Source organism: Amycolatopsis azurea DSM 43854 (assembly GCF_001995215.1).
Taxonomy (GTDB): domain Bacteria; phylum Actinomycetota; class Actinomycetes; order Mycobacteriales; family Pseudonocardiaceae; genus Amycolatopsis; species Amycolatopsis azurea.
On sequence record NZ_MUXN01000011.1, the window covers coordinates 52,800 to 71,757 of the forward strand.

Below are 18,958 nucleotides of genomic sequence, written 5' to 3' on the forward strand. Positions count from 1 at the left end.
TGTCCGCATCGGACGGCTCGCGAACTCGCGACGAGTCATGTCCGGCGGGTGAGGCGGTAACGGATTCGACCGGGAACTTCGGCGACCAGGTGTGGTCTCTTTTGCCCGCCGAAATCCAGCGGTAAGGTCGGGCGAAAGCGACCGCGTCTGCAGCGGGGGCGAAATTTGCTGGACATCATCGGCCTGAGCGAAATCGACGTCGACGTCTACGATGCCTTCGCCGGCACCGGTTCGATGAACCTTGCCGAGATCCGGCGGAGAACCGGGTTGCCCAGACAGCGGCTGCTCCGGGTGCTGCGCGCGCTGGCGGAAAAAGGTTTGCTCACCAAGCTTCCCGGTCAGGCGGAGACCTATTCGGCGGTGCGGCCGGAGATCGCGCTGGAGGCGATGATCCGGCGGAAGGAGCAGGAACTCGCGAGCGCGAGGCTGATCGCCGACAGGCTGCGTGATCGGTACCAGGCGACGTCCGGTGAACGCCCGGTCGACCTCATCGAGGTGATCCACGGGAACACGCTCATCGCCGAGCGGACCGATCAGTTGCTGCGCTCGGCCGAACAGGAAGTCGACTTCGTCGACAAACCGCCTTACGCGCGGACGCCGAGTGTGCTGCATCCCGCCGAACGTGATCTTCTCGGCCGGGGTGTGCGGTTCCGTGGGGTTTACGAACGCAGCGCGCTGGAATTGCACGACCTGTCATCCGACCTGGAGGCGGGGCTCGTTCTCGGCGAGGAGGCCCGGGTGGTCACCTCGGCGCCGCTGAAGATGATCGTGGTCGACCAGCGGATCGGGCTGGTGCCGTTGCGTTCCGATCTTCCCGAGGTCGGCACGGCGCTGGTGATCCATCAGTGCGCTCTGCTCGACGCGCTCAGCGCGGTCTTCACTTTCCTTTGGCAGAGCGGGCTTCCGCTGCACCTGCCCGGCCCGGACGAACTGACGGGCGTCGCCCCTGCCGACGACGCCCGCCTGCTCGCCTTGCTCACCACCGGGCTGCCCGACCGGAGCATCGCCAAACAGCTCGGCATGAGCTACCGGACCTTCCAGCGGCGCCTTCGTGATCTCATGACCGCCCTCGGAGCGACCACCCGGTTCCAGGCCGGGCTCCAGGTCGCCACGCGGGGTTGGGTCACCTTGCCGGGAACCCAACCCGCGCGTGAGGAGGACGTCATCGAAGGCGCGGGTTCACCTTCGCCACGTCCGTGAGCGCGTAGGCCCGCTGGACCGTCTGCGTCACCGTGTTACCGGAGCTGTCCCGTGCGTCCGAGCGCAGCCAGACGAACCCGTCGGTCGCCGCGAGCTGCGGATGGGTCACCGTCACCGACCACAGACCGTTCCCAGTCGGCCGGACGGTCGCCGCCGTCCAGGTGCGCCCGCCGTCCGTCGACGCCGAGACCTTCAGCTGCGTCACCGGCCCGCCGCCGCGCGCGCCGCTGTGCGAGCCGGCGAACACATCGAAGGTGAACGGGCGCCCCGCCGGTGCACGGCTGCCGAGATCCAGCGGCAGCCGCTGGTCCAGCTGGATGAGCGGCTGGAAGGAACACGCGCTTGCCGCTTCGTAGCAGGAGAACCCGGGTGGCGGCGCGACGTCGGACCGCGCCGAGGCGAACGTCCACGACGTGTCCGTTCGCGGGGCGTTCTGGAACAGCACACCGCTCGGGGCGCCGATCTGTGCCTGGCCGGGCATCACGTCGGTCACGTCCAGCCGGTACGTGGCGGGAGTGGGCGCGAGCCGGAACACCGGGACGAGCGCGAGCGGATCGTCCGCATTGGAGCGTGGGATCTCGGTCCCGTCCCGATACAGCCGCGCCGTGGTCGCCGCGAAGTACCGCGCGTTCTCGTAGGGATTCGTGTAGTGCCCGCCCGAACCGGCACCGGCCGTTCCGTCCAGCCACTGCAGCGCGGGGACGAACAGGTCCGGGTCCTTGCCACCCCGGCACATCGAGCACAACACCGTCCAGCCGTAGGCCGTCGCCGGGTAGCGAGCTGGATGGTCGGAGGGCAGTTCCACCGACCCGCTGTGCAGTGGCGCGCGGAACCAGTACTCGTCTGGCCTCGACCGTTCGCCCGCGCGGTAGATGTTCTGCGCGTTCATGCTCAGCGCGGCCCGGCGGCCCGCCGTGTCGCTACCGGAAAGGGTGACCACCCGTTTCCAGACCAGCCGGTCATTCGCCGGGCCGGTGTACTCCGTCCAGGTGCCCGGCACGGGGATCTTCGTGCCTTGCACCGCCTGCGTCTTCCACAGGCCGGTCGGGAAGGCGTACCAGTTCTTCTGCCCGGTCAGCCCCGGCTTTTCGGCCTGATAGCTGGTTTTCGTGGTGACCAGCGACTTCTGGTCGACACGCCGGACGAGATCCTTCGACACCCCGTTCGGGTCGAGGTAACTGAGGTTGTACATCGCGTCCGGTGCCGCGCGCACCAGCAACCGCACCGAGACCGCTCCCGCGGTCCGCAGCGCCTCTCCTTCGTCCCAGCCGAGGGACAGTGTCGGCACCACCGCACTGCTGAGGCCCGGAACGCTCAACGAACCCGGTGCACCGGCGTAAGGGATCATCGCCGCCGCACCCGCTGCGGACACCGTGCGGGCCGCGTTCGCGATGCCGGTGGAGACGGCGCCCACCGGGTCCGGCGACCCGGCCTGGACCGGGATCCGCACCAGGACGGCTTTTCCGCGGACGTCGAGACCGGCGAGATCGCTCGCGCCACCCGCGCCGCCGAACACGACCGGCAGCGTTCGCTCACCGGGTGACTTCGCCGTCAACGTCGGCACGTCGTACGCGGGATTCAGCAGGTTCGAGCCCCCCGCGATCCGCATCTCGACCGCGGTCTGGGTCAGCGTCGCGCTGTCCTGCAACGAAATCGCACCGGCCGATGTGGCCGCCGCGGGGGTCACGCGCACTTCCCAGCCCGCGCTCGAGGACAACCCGGCTTCGCCCACGTAGCCGTTCACACCCGCTCCGGCGGGGATCACGCGCCGCAGCATCACCGTCCGGTCCCGCAGGTCGGTGGGAGTGGGCGTGACCAGCCCCACCGGGACGGCGCTCACCGCGTTCAGTTCGATTTCGGCCGGGCCCTTGACCGCGACTTGCGTCGTGCTCATCGCCGACCAGCGGCGCACCGCCAGCCCGCGCTCCATCACCCAGCCGAGGGCCGAATAGCGACCTGCGGGCACGAGCACCCGGCCGACCCCGTCGACCAGCCCGATCTGCTGGCTGACCTGGTCGAGGAACGGGTCGTTGCGGTTACCCGCACCGGCCGAGTCGTCGATCAGCTGGGCCGAAGCGAGCTGAGCCGGGACACCCGCCGAGTCCCGTACCCGGATCGTCACCGGGAACAGTTCCGCCGCGTTGTAAGTGCTCACGGGCGTCCGGACGGAGTTGGCCCCGTCCGGGGTCGTGGCCACCACTGCGCCGCCGTAGACGCCTGCCACCCCTTCGCTCGGGTTCACCGCGAGGTCGACGGTGGTGCTCGACTTCGGCGGGATCGACAGGTTCGTCTTCGCCAGGCGCATCCCGGTGCTCGGCTTCGTGGCGCTGTCCCATGGCTGCACGACGAGGTTCAGGTTGAGGTTCAGCGGCTGGTCCCCGGAGTTGGTGTAGGACAGCTGCCGTACGACCTGTGCCGCGCCTGTGGTCGCCCGTTCGTTACGGCCGAAGCTCGCGGCGGCGGTGCCGGTCGCCTTCTGCGCGACGGCCCGTGCGACGTCGAGGAGGCCGGATCCCTGCTCGTACCAGCGAAGGCCGACGTCCTTGGCCGTGGTGACGAGCGTGTTCTTCAGCGCCTGCCCGGTGAGCCCTGGCTGTTGCTGAAGCAGGATCGCCGCGGCGCCCGCGACGTGCGGAGTCGCCATCGAAGTACCCGACGCCGCGGTGTAGTTGTCGTCGACCGGCTCGCCCATCGTCGTGTCCGCCGCCCGGGCGGCGACGATCCCGACGCCCGGCGCGGTGATCTCCGGCTTGACCGAGGCGTCGCGCACGCGCGGGCCGCGGCTGCTGAACCAAGCGAGCTTGTTGTCCCTGTCGACCGCCCCGACGGTGAGCGCGGACGTCGCCGCGCCCGGCGTCGTGACACTTCGGTCGCCCGGCCCGGAATTCCCGGCCGCGACCACGAACAGCGTGCCGGACTTCGCCGAAAGCGTGTCGAGCTGCTCGCTCAACGGGTCGGCTCCGTCGGTGACGCCTGCTCCGAGACTGAGGTTCACGATCTTCGCACCCTGGGCGACGACCCAGTCGATCCCGGCCATGACCTGTGCGGTGTCACCCTCGCCGGAAGCGTCGAAAACCTTGGCCACCAACAGTTTCGCGTCCGGTGCGACGCCCTTGTACCGGCCGCCCGAGGCAGCGCCGGTGCCGGCGATGATCGACGCGCAGTGGGTACCGTGACCGTGGCGGTCCACGGCGTCGCCTTCTCCGCTGAAATCGGCCGAGGTGATCGTCTTGCCCGCCAGGTCGGGATGTTTCTCGTCGATCCCGGTGTCCACCACCGCGACCGTGCTCCCCTTCCCGGTCCACCCGCTGTTCCACGCCGACGGCGCACCGACCTGCGCGGTGCTCCTGTCCAGCGCCACCCGGACCTTCCTGTCCAGCCGGACCTGGGAAATCCCTTGGTTCAGCATGGGTTTCCCGCCCGGATCGAACGCGGCGAGCGAACGCCAGAACTCGCCCGCCCCCGCCTTCTTGACCTGGACGCCCACTCCGTTGGCGGTGACGAGCGGGGTGGGCCGCTGGGTCTGCGGGAGCGCCTTCGCCTTCGTGTCCAAGGATTGGACGGACAGCTCCGATCGGTCGCCGTACCGTACGATGACCGGAATCGTGGTGCTTTCCGCGTCGTCACGCTCGTCGGAGACGAGCGTGGTGACATTGAACAGCTCCCGGCCCAGTAATCCCTTGCCTACAAAGGGAAGCACGTCCGATGGATACACCATCAGGCCTTCGGACGTGGTCGTGATCTGGAACGCCGGGCTCGGCCGGTCCGGCCGCACCGCCGGTTCGACCTGTGCGGTGTCGTGTCCGGCGCCGTCTCGTTCGTAGGTCACCACATCACCGGTGAGCAAGGTGACGCGATGGACATCCGGCCGGCCGGCCACGGGAGCGGGACCGGAGACGGCGGCGTTCGCGGCGGTCGCGATCACCGGTAGAGGGGAAAGAGCGACCAGTGCGGAGGCCGCCAGAATCGCCACCGGGTGTCTGGGGTGTCTCGTCATATGAGGGGAACGGGGAAGCATCGAGCCTCACTCTCCTCGGATAGTGAGAAGCGGCCGTGGGCACGGCCGCCGCGAAGATGGAGTTTCCCGAGGATGAGGCAGGAGTTCCCGGATTGACACAATTCTCGCTGGCGGTAAGTCGCCGTTGGCGAGATCCCGCCATGGAAGGGCCCGGACCGCCGACGGCGGCCCGGGCCCGGTCGAGAGGGTCTCTCTTACTGACCCGCGCTGCGCAGCTGCAGGGAGAAGTCCTGCCGGTTGTTGTCGGTGTCGGTGCTCAGGATGTTGCGAGTGTTCGACGCGTCGAGCTGATCGGTGACGGCGCTCTCCGGGATCGCGGCCTGGCCTTCACGCGCCGGCAGGACCGCGTTGCTGAAGGCGACACCGTCGAGCTTCGTGCCGGCCTGGTTCTGCACCGTGACGCCACCGGTGACCGGGACGCCCTCGACGCCTGCCAGCGTGAACGGGATGACGTTCGTCTGGTCGGCGATGGTGCCGGAGAAGTTCTGTCCGACCAGCACCGCGTACTGACCCGGGTTGCCCTTCGGCGCCAGGACCGTGCCGGCGGGCACGGTGATCGTGTCGGTCAGGATGCCCGAAGGCGAGTAGATGCGGACCAGGTAGCCACTGATGTCCAGCGACTGGCTCGAGACGTTGCGCAGCTCGATGAACTCGTCGAGCTGACCGTTGAGGCCACGGGTCGAAACCTCGTTGACGACCACGGTGGACGAGACGAGCGGCGCGACCTCGGTGCCCTCGGTCTCGCCGGCCGCGTTCGCGACGCCGCCCGCCATACCCATCGCCAGAATCGCGAATACCGCCGAAGCGCCCAGAATTCGTCGCACGGGAGTTTCCTCTCAAGTTGATTGTCGGGGGTTTTCGTCGGACCGGAACACTTTCAACCGGCGTCGACCACTTAATTATCCGAGGATTGACGTGCTGCCGGGAAGGGGCCAGTTTTTCGGTACTTTCCCGTCGTTCGAGAATTGTCCGCCGGAGCTCGGGTGTGCTTTCCTTCGACGGCTTCTCGCGACTGCGGCGGCACGCTCGAGTTCTCGGCTGGACGTGTCCAGCACGTTGCCCAGCCATTGCCGCCAGTACGGTCCGGGGATGCGTTTTCCTCGCTCCCAGCGGGAAACCTCTTCTCGGGTGACGCTGTCGTTCCCGGAGAGGGTATGCAACTTCGCGACCAGATCACATTGTGACCAGCCTTTCGAGATTCGTTGTTCGGCCAACAGTTCGCACAGCGGGGTCGCGTCCCCGCGGTCGCTGTTCGCGGCCACGACCGCACCTTTCTTGGTACTGGCATACGGAATTGAACTCGGACTGGCTAATGGCTCAGTCGAGTGGGAGCACGCAGGTGAAGTCAGCCTTGTTGTTGTCGGTGTCGCGGCTGACGGCGTCCCTTGCCTGAGCGAAACCGGGACACGCGATGGCGGCCTGATTCTCGCGGCAGGGCGACGACGGCGCCCACCCGATGCTGTCGACCCGGGCTCCGCGCCGGTCCAGGAGTAGCTCGCCGTCGCCGACGATCGTGTCGACGACCAGCTGCTGGATGGTTCCGCCGAAGCTCTGTCCGGTGATGAGGTAGTGATCGCCGGCGGCGATCTCGCTCCCGGCGGGCAGGGAGGCCAGTTCGGCGGGCATAGCTCCGCCGGAACAAGACTGGACGGACCAGCCGCCGAGGTCGATCGTGGTGGCACTGGTGTTGTGCAGATCGATGTAGCCGGCCGGGCCGCCGAGTACCTCGTGGATCTTGACCGACGAGGCCCGGACGGTATCCGGAGCAGGGGTTCCGGCGAGCGCGATGATCAACAGCAGGGAACCTGGCATCGTCATACCTGCCACGCTAGAAAAACGATCTCGGCACCGCAGGATACGGCGGGTACTGAACCTTTTCCGGTCTTGGTACTTCCGGTACGTCGCTCACTCGCCCGGCCTAGCCCCGGTACCCGGCGAGCCGGTCCGCGGTGAACAACTCGCCGTCGGGCGAAGTGGTGTCCAGCCGTGGCAGCGGGCTGCCGCCCGGCCGGAACCGCAGTTCCCGGAAGAGGTCACGCCTGCTGCCGAAGCCCAGCTTCTGGAGGATCCGGCTGACGTAGTTCTTCACCGTCTGTGTCGCGAGGTGCAGTTCTTCGGCGATCTCGTCGTTCGACCATCGGTACAGGACCAGCGCGAGGATCTCCTCCTCCCGCCTGGTCATCAGGCTCGTGAACTGCACCGCTTCGGACACCGCCGGCGGGGTTCCGCCCGCTTGCAGGCACACCCGCTGCCCGGCGAGGGTGGATCGCACCGCCGACATCACCTGGCCGCCGCTGGCCGACTTGTGCACGAAGCTGTCCGCGCCCGCGTTCAGCGCGGTGGCGATGGCCGATGGCGAGGCGTCGCCGGCGAAGACCAGGACGGTCGCGTGGTCGAAGTGTTCCTTGACGAACTGGCAGATCGCGGTCCCGGCGGGCTCACCCCAGATCGACAGTTCGGTGATGACCATGTCGGGGTGGCGCTTTTCACACTGCCACAACGCTTCCGGCTCGCTCGCGGCTTCGGCCACGGCCTCCACCCCTGCCGAATCCCGCAACAGACTGGTGAGCGCGTATCTGATGAGGGGCTGATCGTCTACTACGAGCATGGTGACGCGGTTCATGGTTCCCCTTGGGGTATTGACGGGCGCCCGGTGTGGCCCGGGCCGTGCGTTCGGCCGGGCCGGGGCGGTGCCCGCATTCGCCGAGAACAGGGTCGCTCGCTCGGGCGATCCGTCAATCCGACCGCCGCGGCGACGTCGGTAGTCATTCTTTTCGTCGAATCCTCTTTCGTCGCGGTCCGGCATGGATCTTCTCGCTTCTCCTCGTGGGTGAGGACCCGCAATCGGGTGACACGGGAGAAAAGCCGCCACGCGAGGAGGCCGGATGTGGGCCGGACGGCGGAACGGGGATACAGATTCCGAACGTTTCGCGCCGGACACGTGGAAGGCTGACCCCGTTGTGCCGTCAAGGGCACTCGGGGAAGGATGATCCGATGGGACGTCTTCCACCGGTTCCCGGCCGGTCGCGAAGCGGCACTCGGCATATCCGTAGGCGCGCGTTCACCGTACTGGATTGGTTCCTTTCGTTGAAAAACCCCGCGTGATCGGATTGCGGTGATCCCTCGATATCGTTACCGGAAAGCCGTGTCTCCCGACCGTGCATTCACACAAGCACTTCGGCGACGCTCTCCGGCCACAGAGGACACCCGGACACGCCGCCCGTGGACGACGGTGCCGCCACCGTCTATAGGGTTCCGGCCATGAGCCAGCCGATCCAGTTCGCCGATCCCAACTTCAAGCTCGCCGTCGTCCAGGAGCTGATGTACAACCAGGACCTGCTGCCGCGGTTCACCCTGCGGGAGTACGCCGCCGAACAGGGCTTCACCTACGACGGCGGGAGCGTGGAGGCGGTGCCCGAAGCCTTGGCCTACTTCGAGGCGCTCGAGGTCCCTGCCGGGCTCGCGGAGAAGGTCACCGAGATCGAGATGGACGGCGGCAACGAGATCTATCTCGAGATCGCGCCGAACTGGGACGGCGAGGACGGAACGTTCGACGTCGACGAGTTCGCCGACGTGGCGCACTTTCCCAACCTGACGTCGATGACCCTGCTCTACACGGGCAACGAGGAGGCGCTGAAGACGTTGCGCGCTCGCGGTATCGAAGCGGACTGGCTCTGATCCGGCCGTCGCTCAACGCGGCAGCGTCACCTCGACGGTCGTTCCCACGCCGAGCGTGCTGGCGACCGTGAGCCTGCCGTCCATCGCCTCGACGAGTCCCTTGGCCAGCGGCAGGCCGAGGCCGATGCCTTGGCCGGAGTCGGCGCCGAGCCGGTCGAACGGGGTGAACAGGCGGCCGAGGTTCTCCGGCGTGATGCCGCGGCCGGTGTCGGCGATGGTGACGACCACCGCGTCCGGTTCGGTCCGGGTGGTGATCGTGACGGTCCCGTCCATCCGGTTGTAGCGCACGGCGTTCCCCGTGAGGTTGAGCAGGATCTGCTTGAGCCTGCGCTCGTCGCAGCGCACCATGATCGGCTCGCTCTCGTCGCGGAAGCGGACGCCCTCGGCGTCGGCCAGCGGTTCCAGCAGGTTCAGCACCTCGGCGACCACCGTCGGCACGTCGATGTCCGCCGGGAGCAGTGGCAGGGCGCGGGCTTCGATCCGGGCGATGTCCAGGACGTCGTCCACCATGGCGAGGATGTGCCCGGCCGCGCCGTTGATGTGTTCCAGCGCCGCCCGGCGGCGTTCCGGCGGCAGGTCGAGCGATCCGAGCAGTTCGGTGAACCCGGTGACGGCCTGCAAAGGCGTGCGGAGTTCGTGGCCGAGAGCGGCGACGAAGTCGGTCTTGGCGCGGCTGGCCTGCTCGGCGGCCTGCCGGGCGACGTCCGCCTCGTGCCTGCCCCGGCGTTCCCGTTCGGCGGCGCGGCGCTGGGTGACGTCCAGGACGTTGGCGATCAGCCGGACCGGCACGCCGTCGGGTCCGGCCACCGGCGAGACCGAGACGACCACGTCGAGCGTCCTGCCGTCGGAGTGGTGCAGCGTCGCCTCGTAGGGCGCCTCCGGGGTGCCCGCCGGGGTGAACAGGTCGGTGAGCCGGACCCCGGTCAGTTCGTGTTCCGAGCGTCCGAGTAGGTGTCGCAGCGCCTGGTTGGTCCTGGTCAGCGCCCCGTCGGGTTCGGTGATCGCCATCCCGATCGCGTTGTCGTCGAACGCCCGCCGGAACCGCTCCTCGCTGTCGGCGAGCGCGCCGAAGAGGATGTCGTGGTCGATGGCCACCGACGCGAGGTGGGTCAGCCTGTCGACCAGGTCCTGTTCGCGCGGTGTCGGCTGGTGCGGCTGTTCGTGGTACACCGCGAAGGTGCCGACCACGTTGTCCCGGCCGCGGATCGGCGTCGACCAGCAGGACCGCAGGCCGTGCGCGCCCGCGAGCTCGCGGTACCGGATCCAGCGCGGGTCGGTGGTGACGTCCTCGGCGACGATCGGTACCCCGAGGTACGCGGCCGCGCCGCAGGACCCCTCGTCCCGGCCGATGGGGAGGCCGTCGATGCTGGAGGAGTAGGCCGACGGCAGCGAGGGGGCGGCGCCATGGCGCAACGTCGCGGCTCCCGCGTCGAGCAGCAGGATCGAGCAGTGGCAGCCCGGCATGAGCCGTTCGAGGGTGGTCGCGACCTCGGTCAGCACCGCGGTCAGCGGCGCACCGCCCGCGATGCGTTCGAGGACGCCGGACTGCGCCCGCAGCAGTGCTTCGGTGTCGGAGACGGCTTCGGAAGTGGTCACGGCTCGTACCGGTATCCGACGCCTCGGACGGTCCGCACCGGACCCGGCCCGATCTTCTGGCGCAACCGGTGGACGTGTTCGGTGACGGTCGCTTCACCCTGCCACTCGGCGGCACTCGCCCAGACCCGTTCGAGCAGCTGGGCGCGCGTGAACACCTGCCGCGGGTGCGCCGCCAGGAACGCCAGCAGGTCGAACTCCTTGGCCGTCATGGTGAGCTCCTGGCCGTCGAGGAACACTTCGCGCGCGGCGTGGTCGATCCGCAGCCCGGTCGCGGTCACCGGCGAGGTGGGAGCGGCCCGGCGCAGCACCGACCGGACGCGCGCCGCCAGCTCGCCGGGGGAGAAGGGTTTGACGAGGTAGTCGTCGGCGCCGAGGTCGAGCCCGACGATCCGGTCGGTCTCGCCGCTACGGCCGGACAGCACGATCACCGGCAGCGTGGCGTGCTCGCCGCCGCGCAGGCTCCGCAGGACGTCCAGCCCGCCGACCCCGGGCAGGGCGAGGTCCAGGATGACGAGGTCCAGCCGTTCCCGTTCGATGGCTTCGAGGGCGCGCCTGCCGTCGGCCGCTTCGGTGACCCGGAACCCTTCGGCCTCCAGCTGCCAGGTGACGACCGTCCGCACCCGGGGATCGTCGTCGACGACGAGGACCAGCCGGCCGGCGGCTTCGCGACCGCCGGTGAGCGTCGCACGGGCGTCCATCGCGGGCTCCTTCGCCGATCCCGGCCGCCGCGTCGCGGCCCGGCACCCATGGTGCCTCACCTGCGGTGCGGCGGCCAGATCGGCGAGCGCTAGGCCAAGACCTTCGGCATGATCTCCTCGGTCAGCCGCTTGAGGTCGTCGAGGGTCTTCGACGTCGGCACGTCCCGGAACGGCGGCCACAGCAGCGGCATCGTCAGCCCGGCCTCCTGGTAGCGCTTGAGGATGTCCTCGATCTGCTGAGCGCTTCCGGCCAGCAGGTTCGTGCCCTTGCCCGCCGGGGTCTGGTCCATCGGCTCGTCGGTGATGACGAACCAGATCATGCTGCACATCTCGAAGCCGTCCGGGAAACCGCGACCGAGCTCGCCCAGCTCGCGCTCCATCTCGCCCTTCCAGCGCTTGATGTCCTCGGGGGTGTCCTGGATGCCGATCCAGCCCTGCAAGCCGTACTTCGCGATGCGCTTGGCCGACCGCTTCGGATCCTTCAGCCCGGAGAAGAAGATCGGCGGGGGCTGCTGGACCGGTTTGTGGCCGAAGCCCGACAGCGGGAAGTCCGCGAACTCGCCGTGGTACTCGAACAGGTCGTTGGACCAGATGCCCTGCATGATCTCGATCGTCTCGCGGACGTGGGCGTGGCGGCGCGGGAACAGGTCCGGGACGCTGGCGGCGGCGAACTCCTCGGGCATCCAGCCGGAGCCGATGCCGACGTTGAGCCTGCCGCCCGACAGGTGGTCCTGCGTGGCGAGTTCGGCCGCCAGCACGCCGGGGGAGCGGTACGGCGTGTCGATGATGCTCATCCCGATCCGGACCTTCGTCGTCTTCGCGGCGAGCCAGGGGATCAGCGTCATGCCCTGGAACCACTTGCCGCGCGAGACGACCGGCAGGGCGTTGGGCAGATCGCTCATCATGCCGAACGGGTAGGTCATCTCGGCGCGGTCGGAGGTCTCCGGGACGATGATCCGGTCGAGCGTCCAGACGGAGTCGAAGTCGAGGTCTTCGGCCAGGGCCGTGAGGTCTTCGAGCTCCTTGACGGTCACCTCGTCGCGGAAATTGGGCAGGTAGAGAGCGAGCTTCATGCGTCCGGCCTCCTCGAGACGTCGTCGTCACGCTGATCGTGCCCAGGCCGCCTCAACGTGATCACACGTGAATCTCAAATCCCGGACAACAGCGACACGCGTTGGTAGGGCCTGCCCCAGCGGGACGACGGGGGCGCGCCCGATGGTCTTCGTCCCGGCCGATCGACACGCTGGCCGTATGTCGCCTTCTTCCTCTCGCCGTGACTTCATCAAGCTGAGTGCCGCCGCGACCGCCACCGTCGGTGTGGCGTCTCTCGGTATCGCGGGCACGGCGTCCGCCGCCGAAGCACCGCGGATCACGCCGCTGCGGATTCCCACGCCCGCCGGCACTTTCGACGCTGTCGCCGCCGGGCCGCGTCATGGCCGGAAAGTGCTTCTGTTGCACGGCTTCCCCGAATTCGGCATCGAATGGGAGCATCAGTTGCGCGCGCTCGCCGCCGCCGGATACCGGGCGGTGGCGCCGGACCAGCGAGGCTACTCGCCGGGGGTACGGCCCGCCGGGATCGAGAACTATCGGCTGGACCACGCCGTCGAGGACGTCCGCGCGATGGCCGACGCGCTGGGCTGGCGCAGGTTCGATCTGGTCGGGCACGACTGGGGTGCCGCGGTCGCCTGGATCGCCGCGGCGGAGCACGCCCGCCGGGTGCGGTCGTTGACCGCTGTTTCCGTGCCGCATCTCGGTGCCTTCGCGGAGGCTTTGCGGACCGATCCCGCGCAGAAGGACGCGTCGAAGTACATGGAGTTCTTCCGGCAGCCCGCTCCGGTCCCGGAAGACTCGATTCTCTCGTCGGGCCCGCCCAAGCTGCCTGGCGTCGCACCGGAAAAGTGCGCGGAGTACTTCCGGCGGCTTTCCCGTCCCGGTGCCCTGACCGCCGCCCTGAACTGGTACCGGGCCAACGATTTCGAAGGCCACGAGCGGCGGGTCGAGGTCCCGACGCTCTTCATCGCGAGCACCAAGGACCTCATGGTCGCGCCTTCGGGTATCCAGGCGACGAAGAACTGGGTCACCGGGCCGTACCGGCTGGAAGTCCTGGAGGGGATCGGGCACAACATCCCCGAGGAAGCCGCCGAGGTCACGACCTCCTTGCTCCTGGCGCACCTCGATTCGGTGTGCGGGTAGCGAGGCCGGAAGCGTCCGGGCACGGACACGAGCCGACCCACCGCGGCATCCGGGACGTGGCTCGCGTGATCAGACACCGAACTCGCGTGATTGAAGGCGGAACTCGCGTGCTTGAAGGCGGAACTCGAGTGTGCGGTGTCTGATCACGCGAGTTCCGGGTCTGATCACGCGAGTTCGGTGCCGCGTCACTAGGGCGCCTAGTCCACTTCGGACACGACGTGCCCGCCGAGGACGGTCAGCACCGAGCGGGCGCCGAGCAACTCCCCGCCATCGGCCGTCATCGGATCCCGATCGAAGACGGCGAGGTCGGCCAGCCTGCCGGGCACCAGCGTCCCCTTACTGCTCTCGGCGTGTTCCAGCCAAGCCGGGCCGGTCGTCCACAGCCGCAACGCCTCTTCCCTGTCGAGTAGTTTCTCTTGTGAGAGCAGGGAAAACGGGTTCGGACCCGGCTCGCCGGTGAAGGTGGCGACCCCGCGCCGCCAGTCCGGTTCGGTCACCGGAGCGTCCGAGCTGTCCGCGACCACCACGCCGTGATCGAGCAGTTCGCGGGCGGGGAACGCCTCACTCCAGCGGTCCTCGCCCACGATCCGGACCATCGACGGACCGCTGAACGTCCGCATGAGCGAGCTGGTGATCACGCCGGTCCCGGTCCGGGCCAGGCGTTCGTGCACTTCGGGCGACAGGAAGGTGCCGTGGATGAGCACGTGCCGCGCGTCCGGCCACGGGTCGGCGGCCGCGGCGGCTTCGATGGCGTCGACCACGGCGTCGGCCGCGCGATCACCGGTCACGTGGACCTGCACGCGGACCCGGCGCCGCTGGGCCACGGCGATCAGTTCGTGCAGCTCACGCACCTGCTCCGGATCGCCCGACCCGGCCGTGACGAGACTCCCGTGCCCGCCGTCGGGATACGGCTGGTGCATCCACGCCGTGCAATGCGTCGGGACGCCGTCGGCGAACAGCTTGATCCCGCCGATCCGCAGCAGGTCGTCCCCGGCGCCCAGGTCCGTGCTGTCCAGCGCCCGGCTCAGGTCGGCCGCCGAAGTCGTGGGAGACGGCCAGTTCCAGTGCAGCAGCGCGGTCACCCGCGTCGTCATCCGGCCCGCCGCGTGCAGATCCCGGTAGTCCTGCCACAACCCGGGCGGGACGATCGGGTCGGTGACGCTGGTGACGCCCAGCCGGTTCAGCCGGGCCATCGTGCGCACGGTCGCGTCGAGGCGCTCGTCCCGGCTCGGTTGCGGCACCAGCGCGGCAACGAGTTCCTGCGCGCTTTCGACGAGGATCCCGGTCGGTTCCCCGGCGGCGTCGCGGACGATCTCTCCGGCTACGGGATCCGGTGTCCCCGCGGTGATCCCGGCCCGCTCCAGCGCGGCGCTGTTGACCCAGATCGAATGGGACGAGGCGTGATGCAGCACCGTGGGCCTGCTCCCGGTCACCTCGTCGAGCCACGCCCGCGACGGCTCGGCACGGCCGTCGGCGAACTCGGCGATGGTGGTCTCACGCCAGCCGCGGCCGACGATCCATTCGCCCGGCGGCGCGGCGTCCAGCGCCCGCCGGACCTCGGCGAGGCTTGCCGCGGCCGCCAGGTTCACGCAGAATTCCGGTCCTGCCAAGGCATACCAGGCGAGATGCAGATGCGCGTCGTTGATCCCCGGCAGGACGGTCCGGCCCTGGAGATCGACCGACCGCGTGCCGGGGGCGGCCGCGGCGGAGACCGTCTCGTCGTCCCCGACGGCGACCACGCGCCCGCCGGAAAGCAGGATCGCCGTGGCGTTCCTGAATCCGGCGTCGAAGGTGCGCACGAGGCCGCCGCGCAGAAGCAGATCGGAAGTCATACCGTCGTCCTTTCCGCGGCGGGGACGATCGCTTGGTGGTCCGGATGCCAGGTCACGGTCACGTCGTCGCCGGGACGGTGTTCGTGCGCCATGCCCGCGGTCAGTACCGCGCAGCCGCGGGCGCCGTCGGCGTACCGCAGCCAGACCCGGCTGTGGTCGCCGACGTAGACGATGTCGGTGACCTGGGCGCCGGCGCGCTGGTGCCCGGCAGGCACCGGTTCGGCACGGGTGTACAGCGTCAGCCGCTCCGGCCGCACGATCGTGACCTCGCCGGGCGTGAGCGACAAGGCGTTGGACTCGCCGACGAACTGCGCGACGAACAACGTTTCCGGGCGCTCGTACAGGTCCTCCGGGGTGCCGACCTGTTCGATCCGGCCCTCGTTGAACACCGCGATCCGGTCGGACAGGGTCAGCGCCTCCTGCTGGTCGTGGGTGACGAACAGGAACGTCATGCCCAGCTCGCGGTGCATCCGGGCGATCTCGCGCTGCAGCTGGTCGCGCAGCTTCTTGTCCAGCGCGCCCAGCGGCTCGTCCATCAGCAGCGCCCGGGGCTGGTAGACCACGGCGCGGGCCAGCGCGACCCGCTGCTGCTGACCGCCGGAAAGCTGGCGCGGCAACCGGTCCCGGACCGCGGACAACCCGACCAGCTCCAGCACTTCGGTGACGCGGCGCTCGATCTCCGCCTTCGGCCGTTTGCGTTGTGTGAGCCCGAAAGCGACGTTGCGGGCGACCGTCATGTGCGGGAACAGGGCGTACTGCTGGAACACCACCCCGAGGTCGCGCCGGTGCGGTTTGAGCCGGGAGATCTCCTGCCCGTCCAGGGTGATCGAACCCGCGGTGAGCGGGGTGAACCCGGCGATCATCGACAGCATCGTCGTCTTGCCCGAGCCCGACGGTCCCAGGAAGGTCATGAACTCGCCGTCGGCGATGTGCAGGGAGACGTCGTCCACGGCGGGACGCCCGATGCCGGCGTACGCCTTGGTCACGTGCGCGGTGGTGATACCGCGGTGGTCGTCAGTCATGGTGGCTCCGTCGGCGCAGGAACAGGGGCACGAACAGCAGGATCGTGGTGAACACGACGATCAGGCTCGACGCCGCGGCGATGGTGGGGTCGATCTCCAGGACGATCGACTCGTACATCTTCACCGGCAAGGTCTTGATCGCGGGCGTCTGCAGGAAGAGGGCGACCACGACCTCGTCGAAGGAGGTCGCGAACGCGAACACGAAACCCGACAGCACGCCGGGGGCGATGCCCGGCAGCACGACCTTGCGCAGTGTCGTGAGTTTCGACGCGCCGAGACTCGCCGCGGCCTTCTCCACCACCGGGTCGTACCCGGCGAGGCTCGTCTGCACGGAGGTCAGCACGAACGGCACGCCCAGCACGGCGTGCGCCAGCACGAAACCGAGCATCGTCCCGTTGAGCTGCCACCGCAGGAAAGCCCCGTAGACGGCGACTGCGACGACGATCCCCGGCAGGATCATCGGCGCCATCAGCAACTGCCGCACGACGCCCCGGCCGCGGAACCGCGCGCGGTCGAGACCGAACGCGGCCGCCACCCCGACGACGGTCGCGAGCACCGCCGCCAGCAGGCCGACCTGGACCGAGTTGGCCAGCGCGGCGAGCCACTGCTTGCTGCCGAAGAACTCGCCGTACCAGCGCCACGACCAGTCATCCGGCGGGAACTGGAACGTCGAACCGGCGCCGAAGCTCATCGGGATCACGACGAGGGTGGGCGCGACGAGCACGAACCCGACGATGACGACCCACACGCGCAGTCCCCAGCCGAGCGTCCGCTGCCGGAGCGCGGCCCTGGTGATGGACGGATCACTGGCCACGGTCGGCACCTCCCGCCGCACTGGTGCCCAGCGGCGCGGCGATCCGGCTGAGCACGGCCAGCACCACGAGCGTGACGACCAGCAGGATCGCCCCGAGCGCGCCGGCCCCGGCGAAGTCCAGCAGATCGTTGACCTGGGTGCCGATCACCTGCGCGGCCAGCGCCTGTTGCGGCGTGCCGAGCAGCGCCGGGGTGATGTAGAAGCCCAGCGACATGATGAACACCACCGACACCCCGGCGAGGACCCCGGGCATCGACAAGGGCAGGTACACCCGCAGGAAGGCGACCGGGCGGGACGCGCCGAGGCTGCCCGCGGCGTGGAGCAGGCTCCGGTCGATCCCGGTCATCGAACTGTGCAGCGGCAGCACCATGAACGGCAGCATCACCTGCACCATCGCGACGGTCACCCCGGCCACCGAGCCCAGGAGCACCACCCCGTCGACGCCGATCGCGGCGAGCGCCTTCTCGATCACGCCACCGCGTTGTTCGAGGACGTACCAGGCGAAGTTGCGGGCCATCACGCTCGTCCAGAACGGCATCAGGACCAGCAGCGTCAGCACCGTGCGGCCCCGGCGTCCGACCAGGGTCATCGCGTAGGCGTACGGGTAGGCGACGATCAGCGTGGCGACGGTGATGATCAGCGCGGTCCGCAAAGTCCGCAGCACCACGCGGATCTGGACCTCGTCCCCGAGGACGGCCAGGTAGTTGCCGACACCGAAATCGGGCTCGGTGAAGCTGCGCCACAGGATCGCGGCGAGCGGGTAGAAGAAGAACACGAGCACCACGGCCGCGGCGGGGAGCAGCAGCCAGGTCGCGGAACCGGTCCGCCGGGCGGCTCGAACGGTGGCGGTCATCCGGTCCTCCAATCCGACCACGCCTTGACGAGCGCCGTCCGGTTCGCCGCCCACCAGCGCACGTCACTGAGCACGCGCAGGTTTTCCTTTGCGTCGCCCCAGATGTCGAGCTCCCGCCCGATCGGGGTGTTCGGGCTCGGCGCGGCGGTGTTCGCCGGTCCGACGCCCGCGGCGGCCGCGAAGGCCGCCGCCTGCGCCGGTTCCGAGGCGAACCGGATCAGCCGTTTCGCTTCCTCAGCGCGCGGTGTTCCTTTGGGAACGACGAGCACGTCCCACGTCACCGGGACGGGGATGCCGGGCACCACCTTCCAGTTCGTCGCACCCGCTTTCAGCAGCGAGAACGCGCGGGCACTCACGATGAGCGCCATGTCCGCCTGTCCGCCCGCCATGCGTTGCTGCTGGTCGCCGTAGGTGCTGGTGATGGTGAGTTCCGGCCGGATCCGGTCGTACATCGACAGCGCGCGGCGAACGTCGAGCGGGTACAGCTCGTCCCGGGGGACGCCGTCGGCCAGCAGCGCCGCCTCGATCGTCCCGACGCTCGGGTCGCCGCCGTAGATGATCCGCCGCCCGGGAAACGCCCGGAGATCGAAGAAATCGGCCATTGTGGACGGTGGGCGGTCCCCGTAGGCCTTGGTGTCGTACATCAGCATCATGCCGAAGAAGGCGTCCGGCACGCCGCAGTCGGTCAGCGACCCTTTCGGGAAGCCGGCCGCCAGCGGTCCCATGTCGACGGGTTCGAGCAGGCTGCCGCAGACCGCGGCGGCCGCGGAGGCGTCGGTGTCCACGACGTCCCAGGTGACCTTGCCGGCCTCGACCATCGCCTTCAGCTTGGCGTTGCTCGACGGGCCGTCGATCGTGACCGTGGTCCCGGTCCGCTTCTCGTACGGGTCGAGCCACGCCGAACGCTGCCCCGCCTGGTACGCGCCCTGGCCGTAGGAGACGAATACGAGCGAATTCGGGCCGCCTTCGGAGATGGCGCATCCGGTGACGAAGAGCGGAACGGTCAGTGCGGCGGACAACAGCGTCGGTATCCGGCGTCTCATGGTTTCTCCGC

16 protein-coding genes are annotated in these 18,958 nt (G+C 69.1%); 3 read left to right on the plus strand and 13 right to left on the minus strand.

The window, feature by feature from the left end:
* Positions 1-165 precede the first annotated feature (165 nt).
* Entirely contained in the window at positions 166-1,200 is a 1,035-nt protein-coding gene (locus B0293_RS14900; protein WP_005157451.1) for a helix-turn-helix domain-containing protein, read from the plus strand.
* On the opposite strand, the gene B0293_RS14905 is transcribed toward B0293_RS14900, so the two are convergent.
* From B0293_RS14905 to B0293_RS14925, 5 genes are all read right to left on the minus strand, one after another.
* Complete coding sequence (locus B0293_RS14905; RefSeq protein ID WP_005157455.1) at positions 1,163-5,125, minus strand: S8 family serine peptidase; 3,963 nt, start codon at positions 5,123-5,125, stop codon at positions 1,163-1,165. The two genes, B0293_RS14900 and B0293_RS14905, sit on opposite strands and share 38 nt — an antisense overlap.
* A 287-nt stretch (positions 5,126-5,412) precedes the next feature.
* The gene (locus B0293_RS14910) at positions 5,413-6,042 is read right to left on the minus strand and encodes a lamin tail domain-containing protein (RefSeq protein ID WP_005157457.1); all 630 of its coding nucleotides are present in this window, start codon (positions 6,040-6,042) and stop codon (positions 5,413-5,415) included.
* 75 nt (positions 6,043-6,117) lie between these two features.
* A complete protein-coding gene (locus B0293_RS14915) occupies positions 6,118-6,480 on the minus strand; it encodes a helix-turn-helix domain-containing protein (RefSeq protein WP_245191943.1) in 363 nt (120 codons plus the stop codon).
* A gap of 55 nt (positions 6,481-6,535) precedes the next feature.
* A complete protein-coding gene (locus B0293_RS14920) occupies positions 6,536-7,036 on the minus strand; it encodes a lamin tail domain-containing protein (RefSeq protein ID WP_039917980.1) in 501 nt (166 codons plus the stop codon).
* Between the two features lie 100 nt (positions 7,037-7,136).
* Positions 7,137-7,841 (minus strand): response regulator transcription factor, encoded by a 705-nt coding sequence (locus B0293_RS14925; RefSeq protein ID WP_245191944.1) that lies wholly within the window; start codon positions 7,839-7,841, stop codon positions 7,137-7,139.
* Between the two features lie 638 nt (positions 7,842-8,479).
* On the opposite strand from B0293_RS14925, the gene B0293_RS14930 reads away from it, so the two are divergent.
* Positions 8,480-8,896 carry a DUF6892 domain-containing protein gene (locus B0293_RS14930; RefSeq protein WP_005157464.1) on the plus strand — a complete coding sequence of 139 codons (417 nt, stop codon included), beginning with the start codon at positions 8,480-8,482 and terminating at the stop codon, positions 8,894-8,896.
* Between the two features lie 12 nt (positions 8,897-8,908).
* Here B0293_RS14930 and B0293_RS14935 read toward each other — a convergent pair whose 3' ends face one another.
* The 3 genes from B0293_RS14935 to B0293_RS14945 form a co-directional block, all read right to left on the minus strand.
* Positions 8,909-10,492 carry a sensor histidine kinase gene (locus tag B0293_RS14935; protein WP_005157466.1) on the minus strand — a complete coding sequence of 528 codons (1,584 nt, stop codon included), beginning with the start codon at positions 10,490-10,492 and terminating at the stop codon, positions 8,909-8,911.
* The gene (locus tag B0293_RS14940; RefSeq protein ID WP_005157468.1) at positions 10,489-11,190 is read right to left on the minus strand and encodes a response regulator transcription factor; all 702 of its coding nucleotides are present in this window, start codon (positions 11,188-11,190) and stop codon (positions 10,489-10,491) included. Before B0293_RS14940 ends, B0293_RS14935 begins: the two co-directional genes overlap by 4 nt.
* 89 nt (positions 11,191-11,279) lie before the next feature.
* Positions 11,280-12,263 (minus strand): LLM class flavin-dependent oxidoreductase, encoded by a 984-nt coding sequence (locus tag B0293_RS14945; protein ID WP_005157477.1) that lies wholly within the window; start codon positions 12,261-12,263, stop codon positions 11,280-11,282.
* Between the two features lie 178 nt (positions 12,264-12,441).
* On the opposite strand from B0293_RS14945, the gene B0293_RS14950 reads away from it, so the two are divergent.
* A complete protein-coding gene (locus tag B0293_RS14950) occupies positions 12,442-13,383 on the plus strand; it encodes an alpha/beta fold hydrolase (protein WP_157376426.1) in 942 nt (313 codons plus the stop codon).
* Between the two features lie 197 nt (positions 13,384-13,580).
* Here B0293_RS14950 and B0293_RS14955 read toward each other — a convergent pair whose 3' ends face one another.
* From B0293_RS14955 to B0293_RS14975, 5 genes are read right to left on the minus strand one after another with little or no spacing between them, the layout of a single operon-like run.
* Positions 13,581-15,215, minus strand: a complete 1,635-nt coding sequence (locus tag B0293_RS14955) for an amidohydrolase (RefSeq protein ID WP_005157479.1) — start codon at positions 15,213-15,215, stop codon at positions 13,581-13,583.
* A complete protein-coding gene (locus tag B0293_RS14960; RefSeq protein WP_005157480.1) occupies positions 15,212-16,237 on the minus strand; it encodes an ABC transporter ATP-binding protein in 1,026 nt (341 codons plus the stop codon). The genes B0293_RS14955 and B0293_RS14960 overlap by 4 nt, the downstream gene beginning before the upstream one ends.
* Entirely contained in the window at positions 16,230-17,051 is an 822-nt protein-coding gene (locus tag B0293_RS14965) for an ABC transporter permease (protein WP_005157481.1), read from the minus strand. Before B0293_RS14965 ends, B0293_RS14960 begins: the two co-directional genes overlap by 8 nt.
* Positions 17,041-17,904, minus strand: a complete 864-nt coding sequence (locus B0293_RS14970) for an ABC transporter permease (protein WP_005157482.1) — start codon at positions 17,902-17,904, stop codon at positions 17,041-17,043. The genes B0293_RS14965 and B0293_RS14970 overlap by 11 nt, the downstream gene beginning before the upstream one ends.
* A complete protein-coding gene (locus B0293_RS14975) occupies positions 17,901-18,947 on the minus strand; it encodes an extracellular solute-binding protein (RefSeq protein WP_005157483.1) in 1,047 nt (348 codons plus the stop codon). Before B0293_RS14975 ends, B0293_RS14970 begins: the two co-directional genes overlap by 4 nt.
* Positions 18,948-18,958 lie beyond the last annotated feature (11 nt).

Bases quoted from the DNA above. Each gene is read 5' to 3' on its own strand.
- B0293_RS14950 (WP_157376426.1), top strand. From the start codon at position 12,442: ATGTCGCCTTCTTCCTCTCGCCGTGACTTCATCAAGCTGAGTGCCGCC.
- B0293_RS14960 (WP_005157480.1), bottom strand. From the start codon at position 16,237: ATGACTGACGACCACCGCGGTATCACCACCGCGCACGTGACCAAGGCG.
- B0293_RS14920 (WP_039917980.1), bottom strand. From the start codon at position 7,036: ATGACGATGCCAGGTTCCCTGCTGTTGATCATCGCGCTCGCCGGAACC.
- B0293_RS14945 (WP_005157477.1), bottom strand. From the start codon at position 12,263: ATGAAGCTCGCTCTCTACCTGCCCAATTTCCGCGACGAGGTGACCGTC.
- B0293_RS14925 (WP_245191944.1), bottom strand. From the start codon at position 7,841: ATGAACCGCGTCACCATGCTCGTAGTAGACGATCAGCCCCTCATCAGA.
- B0293_RS14930 (WP_005157464.1), top strand. From the start codon at position 8,480: ATGAGCCAGCCGATCCAGTTCGCCGATCCCAACTTCAAGCTCGCCGTC.
- B0293_RS14940 (WP_005157468.1), bottom strand. From the start codon at position 11,190: ATGGACGCCCGTGCGACGCTCACCGGCGGTCGCGAAGCCGCCGGCCGG.
- B0293_RS14955 (WP_005157479.1), bottom strand. From the start codon at position 15,215: ATGACTTCCGATCTGCTTCTGCGCGGCGGCCTCGTGCGCACCTTCGAC.
- B0293_RS14970 (WP_005157482.1), bottom strand. From the start codon at position 17,904: ATGACCGCCACCGTTCGAGCCGCCCGGCGGACCGGTTCCGCGACCTGG.
- B0293_RS14975 (WP_005157483.1), bottom strand. From the start codon at position 18,947: ATGAGACGCCGGATACCGACGCTGTTGTCCGCCGCACTGACCGTTCCG.